The sequence below is a fragment of the Acidovorax sp. FG48 genome, from assembly GCF_057809085.1.
The window spans coordinates 1-8,392 of the sequence record NZ_JBMDJH010000042.1 but is presented as its reverse complement, the minus strand read 5'-3'; the positions used below and the strand labels follow the sequence as shown (position 1 = coordinate 8,392).

Here is an 8,392-nt window from a genome sequence, read left to right as displayed (position 1 = left end):
AAGTGACCCCACTTACACTGGGGACTGGCGCACTTCGTTGTTGAAACCGCCAGCCTTTTCGGCGCCATGCGCTAGTGGAATATGCGCTTGCAGCTATCAAATTAGGAGCAAATGCAATCCCTGCTGGGAGTGCAACCGAATCAGAGGCCCAGGGCTGCGATGCCCGCGCGGGCGATCTGCGCATCTTCGGTGGACTTCACGCCGCTCACACCCACGGCGCCCAGGCACTGGCCGTCCTTCATGATTGGCACGCCGCCTTCGAGCAGGCCGTCAATGGTGGGTGCGCTCAGGAACGAGGTGCGGCCGCCGTTGATCACGTCCTCGTAGGCCTTGCTTTCGCGACGGCCCAGAGCGGCCGTGCGGGCCTTGGAAGGCGCGATGTGCGACGACACGGCCGCTGCACCATCCAGACGCTGCAGCCACAGCAGGTGGCCGCCATCGTCCACGACGGCGATGGTCACGGCCCAGTTGTTCTTGAGGGCTTCGGCTTCAGCGGCGGCGGCCACGGCCTTGACGTCGGCCAGTTCGAGTTCGTGCTTGGTTTTCATGGAGATATCCGAAAGATGGGGAGGAAGCCAGGCGCCACAGGCCGCCCGACACACAAAGAGAGCCGAGCATACCGGCATCCCCCGCGCCGTTGCACCCAGCAAGGGTGAAAGTATCCTTACCAAAAGTAGGTGACCGGGTGCGGTTTTTGGGGGGCAAAAAACGCTCTCACCCTAGAATTTCTCTCGTCTGCGTCGTGCAGGCCAACAAGGAGAGACACAAGATGAATGACCAAGTCACCACCCTGGGCCACTCTGCGGGCTATGGCATCTCGCAGGAAGAGCGCCACAAGGTGCTTCGCAATACCTATTGGCTGCTTGCCCTGAGCATGATCCCCACGGTGCTGGGCGCCTGGATTGGCGTGGCTACCGGCATCACCCGTTCGCTGACCGGCGGCCTGGGCCTGATCGTGTTCCTGGGCGGCGCGTTCGGCTTCATGTTCGCCATCGAAAAGACCAAGCGCTCGGCCGCTGGCGTGCCGGTGCTGCTGGCCTTCACGTTCTTCATGGGCCTGATGCTGTCGCGCATGATCGGCATGGTGCTGGGCTTCAAGAACGGCACCGACCTCATCATGACGGCCTTTGCCGGCACGGCCGGTGTGTTCTTCGTGATGGCCAGCCTGGCCAGCGTCATCAAGCGTGACCTGTCGGGCATGGGCAAGTGGCTGATGGTGGGCGCCCTGGTGCTCATGGTGGGCGGCATCATCAATGTGTTCGTCGGCTCGGGCGTGGGGATGATGGTGATCTCGATGCTGGCCATCGGCATCTTCAGCGCCTACATGCTGTATGACCTGAAGCAGATCCTGGACGGCGGCGAAACCAACTACATCAGCGCCACGCTGGCCCTGTACCTGGACATCTTCAACGTGTTCCAGAGCCTGCTGGCCCTGCTGGGCATCATGGGTGGCGAGCGCGACTGAGCCCTGCCAGTCGTCCCTGACGTCCATCAAAAGGCTCCCTCGGGAGCCTTTTTTGTGGGCCAAGCACCAAGATCAAGCCTCAATAGCGCGGCCAGTGTGCCGATAATGCAAGTACATGTGTCCACAAAGCCCCTCCACCGCATTGCGCCTGATGGTTCTGGCGGGCCTGTTGCTGCTTGCCGGCTGCGACAAGATCCCGGGCCTGGGCCCTGATCCGCGCGTGGCGCAACGCGATGCCGAGGCCAAGGCCATTGGCGGTGCCTGCCGCCACGCGCTGCGGGGGCTGGAAGACTGCTACACCCTCAACCCCAAGGCGTCCAAGGCCTCGGTGTTTGCAGGCTGGAAGGACATGGACGCCTACATGCGGGAGAACAAGATCGAGGGCACGCCCTCGGTGCTGGGCAAGGTGGAAAAGCCAGAACGCAGCGAACGCGCACCCGACATCGAAACCGAACCCCGCGACCCCGCCGCCAGCCGTAACCGCAGCTGACGTGGCGCCCGGGTGGCGACGGCACGGGACGGAGGGCTGAACCCTCCGCGCCCCCTCTTTCTCACGGACTCTCAGACCCGCTCGAACACCGCCATGCTTTCCACATGGGCCGTGTGCGGAAACATGTTCACCATGCCCGCCGCCGTGCACCGGTAGCCGGCCAAATGCACCAACAGCCCCGCATCCCGCGCCAGGGTGGCCGGGTTGCAGCTCACGTACACAATGCGCTTCGGAGGCGTCCAGCCTTCGGCCCCTGCGGGCAACGGGCCAGCGCCCTCGGCGCCAATGCGGGCCTGCTCGATGTCCGCCAACGCCTTGGCCAGAGCAAACGCCCCTTCGCGGGGTGGGTCCACCAGCCATTTGTCGGCAGCGCCGTCGGCCACCAGCATCTCCGGTGTCATCTCGAACAGGTTACGCGCTACAAAATCCGTAGCTGCCAGCGCTTTATGGTCCGGCGCCTGGGCCTGATTCAATGCATAGTTTTCGCGCGACCGGGCCACCAGGGCCTCACTGCCTTCAATGCCCAGCACCTCGCGCGCCTGCGTGGCCAGCGGCAGCGTGAAGTTGCCCAGGCCGCAGAACCAGTCGATCACGCGCTCGTGCGGCTGCACGTCCAACAGGCGCAGCGCGCGGCTCACCAGCACGCGGTTGATGTGCGGGTTCACCTGGGTGAAGTCGGTGGGCTTGAAAGGCATTGTGATGCCGAAGTCAGGCAGCGCGTACGACAGCGGCTCGCCGCCCTCGTCCAGCAGCTTCACCGTGTCCGGGCCCTTGGGCTGCAACCACCATTGCACGTGGTGCTCTGCGCCAAAGGCGCGCAGCCGGGCGATGTCCTCGGCGGAGAGCGGCTCCAGGTGGCGCAATACCAGCGCGGTCACGGTGTCGCCACAGGCCAGTTCGATCTGCGGGCAGGTGTCGCGAGCGTCCAGGCTGGCAATCAGGGCGCGCAGGGGCATCAGCATCGCATCGACATGCGGCGGCAGGATCTTGCAGGTCTGCATGTCGGCGATGTAGCGGCTCTTGCGCTCATGAAAGCCCACCAGCACCTGGCCCTTCTTGATCACGTGGCGCACGGCCAGGCGGGCACGGTAGCGGTAGCCCCAGGCGGGCCCTTCAATGGGACGCAGCATGGTCTCGGCCTTCACCTTGCCCAGGTGCCAGAGGTTGTCCTCCAGCACCCGCTGCTTGACGGCCACCTGGGCACCGACGTGCAGATGCTGCATCTTGCAGCCGCCGCAGGCGCCTGCGTGCAGGCCAAAGTGGGGGCAATCCGGCCGTACGCGCTGGGACGATTCGCGGTGGATCGCCACCAGGCTGGCCTGCTCCCAGTTGTTCTTTTTGCGGTGGGTGTTGGCGGTGACCAGCTCGAATGGCAGGGCACCATCGATGAAGACCACCTTGCCATCGGGCTTGCGGGCCACGCCCTGGGCGTCGAGGTCCATGGACTGCACATGCAGCCAGCCTTCGGGCAGGTTGTCTTGAGCGTTCTGCTCGGTGGGTTCAAACGAGGGGGATAGTTCTTTCGGTGCGCTCATCCCCCGATTGTCTCAGGCGCAGCATGCCCGCTGGCCACACCCGGGCGAACTGCCCATGTCAGCCCCGATCAGCCCCGGTCAGCGCGCGCAGGCCGCATGCCACCGGGCGCGGACACAGCAGTCAGTGGCAGCTTGTTGATGGTGAGTTCACAGCCAAAGTTGTCGGGAGAAAACACCAGGGTCGAGCCTGGCGCCACCAGGGGCAGGGTTTCGTGGATCTGCCGCGACATGTCCACCGGCGGCTCCGGCGCGCGGTACACGATGTCCTTGTCTGGGCCATAGACGACGTAGCAGGATGCGGTGGCCGTCTGGCTGAACAGGGCAGCCACCAGGGCTGCGGCGGCATAGGGAAAAGCGGTCGTCATGGTGTGGCTCCTCGTGCAAGCAAATCTGCAGGGAATTATGCGGGCTTCTGCCAGCACCGCCAATCCGGTGGGTGCGCTCGCATGGTGTGCGGTCAGCGCAGGTGCAGGTGGTTGGTGTGCTTGACCTCTTCCATCACCGCATAGGTCCGCGTCTCGCGCACGCCGGGCAGCTGCCACAGCACATTGCCCGCAAACACGCGGTAGGCGTTCATGTCGGCGGATCGCGTCTTGAGCAGGTAGTCGAACCCGCCCGCCACCATGTGGCATTCCATGATTTCGGGGTGCACTTGCACCGCCGCCTTGAACTGGTCGAACACGTTGGGCGTGGTGCGGTCCAGCAGCACCTCCACAAACACCAGCATGCCCGCGCCCAGCTTGAGCGGATTGAGCCGCGCCTCGTAGCCCAGGATGAAGCCGTCGCGCGTGAGGCGCTGCACCCGCGCCAGCACTGCTGTGGGGGACAGGGCCACGGCCTCGGCCAGCTTGAGATTGGCGATGCGTCCGTCCTGCTGCAGGATTGACAGGATCTTGCGGTCGATGCGGTCCAGATCGGGGTCTGCTTGCATGTTAATTAGAGATTTATTCTGCCTAGCCCACCATTTTCGAACATTTATTCATCAATAACCCAAGGATCATCGCCAGTAACGCGCACAACCCTTTGTTTGGCCCTCCAAACCACCGAAAGACATCGCCATGACGCAGCCCTCCGCCCCGTTTGCAGACTTCGCGCCCCGCACACCGCTGAACAACCCGCTGCGCGCCGCCATCACCGCCGCCTATCGCCGCCCCGAGCCCGAAGCCCTGGCCCCACTGCTGGCCCAGGCCCGCCTGCCTGCTGATCAGGCCGCAGCGGCCGAGCAACTGGCCCTGCGCATTGCCAAAGCGCTACGCGAACGCAAGGCAAGCGCCGGGCGCGCGGGCATCGTGCAAGGGCTGCTGCAAGAGTTTTCGCTGTCGTCGCAAGAGGGTGTGGCGCTGATGTGTCTGGCCGAGGCGCTACTGCGCATCCCCGACAAGGCCACGCGCGACGCGCTCATCCGCGACAAGATCAGCCACGGCCAGTGGGATGCCCACCTGGGCAAGAGCCCGTCGCTCTTCGTCAACGCCGCCACCTGGGGCCTGCTCATCACCGGCAAGTTGGTGGCCACGCACAGCGAAAGCAGCCTGGGTAGCTCGCTCAGCCGCCTCATCGGCAAGGGCGGCGAGCCTCTGATCCGCAAGGGCGTGGACATGGCCATGCGCATGATGGGCGAGCAGTTTGTGACGGGCGAAACCATTGACGAGGCCCTGTGCAACGCCCGCACGATGGAGTCCGAGGGCTTTCGTTATTCGTACGACATGCTGGGCGAGGCCGCGCTGACCAGCGAAGACGCCAAGCGCTACTACGCGTCGTACGAGCAGGCCATCCACGCCATTGGCAAGGCCTCGGCCGGGCGCGGCATCTACGAAGGGCCAGGCATCTCCATCAAGCTCTCGGCCCTACACCCGCGCTACAGCCGTGCGCAGTTTGGCCGCGTAATGGACGAGCTGTACCCGCTGGTGCTGCGCCTCACGGCTCTGGCCAAGCAATACGACATCGGCCTGAACATTGATGCCGAAGAAACCGACCGGCTGGAGTTGTCGCTGGACCTGCTGGAGCGCCTGTGCCACGAGCCCACGCTGGCAGGCTGGAACGGCATTGGCTTCGTCATCCAGGCCTACCAAAAGCGCTGCCCCTTCGTTATCGACTACGTGGTGGACTTGGCCCGCCGCACCCAGCGCCGCCTGATGGTGCGCCTGGTGAAGGGCGCGTACTGGGACAGCGAAATCAAGCGCGCCCAGGTCGACGGCCTCACGGACTACCCCGTCTACACCCGCAAGGTACACACCGACATTTCGTACATCGCCTGCGCCAAGAAGCTGCTCGCCGCGCCCGAGGCTGTGTACCCCCAGTTCGCCACGCACAACGCGGAAACGCTGGCCACCATCTACCACCTGGCGGGCAGCAATTACTACGCGGGGCAGTACGAGTTCCAGTGCCTGCACGGCATGGGCGAGCCGCTGTACGAGCAGGTGGTGGGCGCCGTCACCGCAGGCAAACTCGGCCGCCCCTGCCGCATCTACGCCCCCGTGGGCACGCACGAAACACTGCTGGCCTACCTGGTACGCCGCCTGCTGGAAAACGGCGCCAACACCTCTTTTGTGAACCGCATTGCCGACGAAACCATTGCGCTGGATGAGCTGGTGAAAAGCCCCGTGCAAGTAGTGGATCAACAAGCCGCCACCGAAGGCACTGCCGGCCTGCCCCACCCGTGCATTCCGCTGCCAGCAGCGCTGTACGGCGCCCACCGCAGCAACTCCCACGGGCTGGATTTGTCGAACGAAAACACGCTGACCGAGCTGGCCGCCACGCTGCAAGGCACGGCAAGCCACACCTGGACGGCAGCCCCTCTGTTGGCCGCCGAGGTGCCCGCAGGCACCACCCAACCGGTGCGCAACCCGGCTGACCACCACGACGTGGTGGGCCAGGTGCAAGAAGCCACCACCGCCGACGTACACCAGGCCCTGACCCACGCCCAGGCCGCTGCAGCCCCCTGGGCCGCCACGCCACCCGCCGAGCGCGCCGCAGCCCTGCTGCGTACCGCCGACCTGCTGGAAGAGCGCATGCTGCCCCTGCTGGGCCTGCTGATGCGCGAAGCGGGCAAGAGCGCCAGCAACGCCGTGGCCGAAGTGCGCGAAGCCGCGGACTTCTTGCGCTACTACGCCGCGCAGGTGCAGAGCACCTTCGACAACGCCACCCACATCCCGCTGGGCCCCGTGGCCTGCATCAGCCCCTGGAACTTCCCGCTCGCCATCTTCATGGGCCAGGTCGCCGCCGCCCTGGCCGCAGGCAACCCCGTGCTGGCCAAGCCCGCAGAGCAAACCCCGCTGATCGCCGCCGAGGCCGTGCGCCTGTTGTGGCAGGCCGGTGTGCCCCGCGCCGCCGTGCAACTGCTGCCCGGCCAGGGCGAGACCGTGGGCGCGCGCCTGATTGGCGATGAGCGCGTGATGGGCGTGATGTTCACCGGCTCCACCGAAGTCGCCCGCATTCTGCAACGCACCGTGGCCGGACGCCTGGATGCCGCAGACCGCCCCATCCCGCTGATTGCCGAAACGGGTGGGCAGAACGCGATGATCGTGGACTCGTCGGCGCTCGCCGAGCAGGTGGTGGGCGATGCGGTGTCGTCCGCCTTTGACAGCGCAGGCCAGCGCTGCTCGGCCCTGCGCGTGCTGTGCGTTCAGGAAGAAGCCGCCGACCGCGTGGTCGAGATGCTGCAGGGCGCCATGGGCGAGCTGCGCGTGGGCAACACCGCCGAACTGTGCGTGGACGTGGGCCCGGTGATCGACGCCGAAGCGCAAACCGGCATCGTCCAGCACATCGAAAAATTCAAGGCCCAAGGCCACCGTGTGTTCCAGCACCCGAATCACGTTTCTGCCGTCAGCGCACCGGGCACTTTTGTACCCCCTACCCTGATCGAACTGAACCACATCGGCGAGTTGCAGCGAGAAGTCTTCGGCCCCGTGCTGCACCTGGTGCGCTACGCGCGCAACGACCTGGACCAGTTGCTCGACCAGATCAACGCCACTGGCTACGGCCTCACACAAGGCGTGCACACCCGTATCGACGAAACCATTGCCCGCGTGGTCAACCGCGCCCATGCCGGCAACGTGTACGTGAACCGCAACATGGTCGGCGCCGTCGTGGGCGTACAGCCCTTTGGTGGCGAAGGCCTGTCGGGCACGGGCCCCAAGGCCGGCGGGCCGCTGTACCTGTTGCGCCTGCTGTCGCAGCGCCCGGCCAATGCACTGGCGCGCACCTTTGCCGAGGGCGACCGCACCAGCCCGCCCGATACCGAGCGGCGCGAGCGTCAGCTGGCCCCGCTGGGCACCTTGCAGCAATGGGCGCACAACCAGGGCAACCTGGCCCTGGCAGGCCATTGCCAGCGTTTTGCGCAAGAAACGCAGAGCGGCACCGCCCGCACCCTGCCCGGCCCCACCGGCGAGCGCAATGTCTACACCCTGGCCCCCCGCGCCCGCGTGCTGTGCATGGCGCAAAGCGCGGACGACCTCCTGGTGCAGACGGCAGCCGTGCTCGCCAGCGGGGGCACCGCCCTGTGGCCCAGCGCCCACGCCGGGCTGCGCGCAAAGCTGCCCACGCACGTGCAGGCCCAGGTCATCCTGCAAGACAACGCCCTGAGCGATGGCAACGTGGCACTGGACGCCGTGCTGCACCATGGCGACGCCGAATCCCTGCAGACGGTGTGCGCCACCCTCGCCCGCCGCCCCGGACCCATCGTGGGCGTGACCGCGCTGCAGCCCGGCGCCACCGATATCCCATTGGAGCGCCTGCTGATCGAACGTGCGCTGAGCGTGAACACAGCAGCAGCGGGTGGAAACGCAAGCCTGATGACGATTGGATGAGGGCCAGTTGCCGGGCTACCAACCGAGGAAAGCATATTTGAATGGCGGTTTAAACAACGAAGTGCACGTTGCCAAAAGGTAGGCCCAGACAAGTAAG

7 protein-coding genes are annotated in these 8,392 nt (G+C 65.7%); 3 read left to right on the top strand and 4 right to left on the bottom strand.

Going from position 1 to position 8,392, the window contains the following annotated elements:
* Positions 1-140: 140 nt before the first annotated feature.
* Positions 141-548, bottom strand: a complete 408-nt coding sequence (locus ACODSU_RS25150; protein ID WP_488845672.1) for a GlcG/HbpS family heme-binding protein — start codon at positions 546-548, stop codon at positions 141-143.
* A gap of 221 nt (positions 549-769) precedes the next feature.
* Here ACODSU_RS25150 and ACODSU_RS25145 point away from each other — a divergent pair, with 221 nt between their 5' ends.
* Together ACODSU_RS25145 and ACODSU_RS25140 are read left to right on the top strand one after the other, a co-directional pair.
* Positions 770-1,465, top strand: a complete 696-nt coding sequence (locus ACODSU_RS25145; protein WP_015014565.1) for a Bax inhibitor-1/YccA family protein — start codon at positions 770-772, stop codon at positions 1,463-1,465.
* 115 nt (positions 1,466-1,580) lie between these two features.
* Positions 1,581-1,955, top strand: a complete 375-nt coding sequence (locus tag ACODSU_RS25140) for a hypothetical protein (protein WP_060985215.1) — start codon at positions 1,581-1,583, stop codon at positions 1,953-1,955.
* Between the two features lie 71 nt (positions 1,956-2,026).
* Here ACODSU_RS25140 and rlmD read toward each other — a convergent pair whose 3' ends face one another.
* From rlmD to ACODSU_RS25125, 3 genes are all read right to left on the bottom strand, one after another.
* Positions 2,027-3,490 carry a 23S rRNA (uracil(1939)-C(5))-methyltransferase RlmD gene (gene rlmD, locus ACODSU_RS25135; protein WP_060985214.1) on the bottom strand — a complete coding sequence of 488 codons (1,464 nt, stop codon included), beginning with the start codon at positions 3,488-3,490 and terminating at the stop codon, positions 2,027-2,029.
* Between the two features lie 68 nt (positions 3,491-3,558).
* Complete coding sequence (locus tag ACODSU_RS25130) at positions 3,559-3,855, bottom strand: hypothetical protein (protein WP_110961262.1); 297 nt, start codon at positions 3,853-3,855, stop codon at positions 3,559-3,561.
* 92 nt (positions 3,856-3,947) lie between these two features.
* On the bottom strand, positions 3,948-4,421 hold the full coding sequence (locus tag ACODSU_RS25125; protein WP_488845669.1) for an Lrp/AsnC ligand binding domain-containing protein: 474 nt from the start codon (positions 4,419-4,421) through the stop codon (positions 3,948-3,950).
* Positions 4,422-4,548: 127 nt separating this feature from the next.
* Here ACODSU_RS25125 and putA point away from each other — a divergent pair, with 127 nt between their 5' ends.
* Positions 4,549-8,295, top strand: a complete 3,747-nt coding sequence (putA, locus tag ACODSU_RS25120; protein WP_488845667.1) for a trifunctional transcriptional regulator/proline dehydrogenase/L-glutamate gamma-semialdehyde dehydrogenase — start codon at positions 4,549-4,551, stop codon at positions 8,293-8,295.
* Positions 8,296-8,392 lie beyond the last annotated feature (97 nt).

Bases quoted from the DNA above. Each gene is read 5' to 3' on its own strand.
- rlmD (WP_060985214.1), bottom strand. From the start codon at position 3,490: ATGAGCGCACCGAAAGAACTATCCCCCTCGTTTGAACCCACCGAGCAG.
- ACODSU_RS25150 (WP_488845672.1), bottom strand. From the start codon at position 548: ATGAAAACCAAGCACGAACTCGAACTGGCCGACGTCAAGGCCGTGGCC.
- putA (WP_488845667.1), top strand. From the start codon at position 4,549: ATGACGCAGCCCTCCGCCCCGTTTGCAGACTTCGCGCCCCGCACACCG.
- ACODSU_RS25145 (WP_015014565.1), top strand. From the start codon at position 770: ATGAATGACCAAGTCACCACCCTGGGCCACTCTGCGGGCTATGGCATC.
- ACODSU_RS25140 (WP_060985215.1), top strand. From the start codon at position 1,581: ATGTGTCCACAAAGCCCCTCCACCGCATTGCGCCTGATGGTTCTGGCG.
- ACODSU_RS25130 (WP_110961262.1), bottom strand. From the start codon at position 3,855: ATGACGACCGCTTTTCCCTATGCCGCCGCAGCCCTGGTGGCTGCCCTG.
- ACODSU_RS25125 (WP_488845669.1), bottom strand. From the start codon at position 4,421: ATGCAAGCAGACCCCGATCTGGACCGCATCGACCGCAAGATCCTGTCA.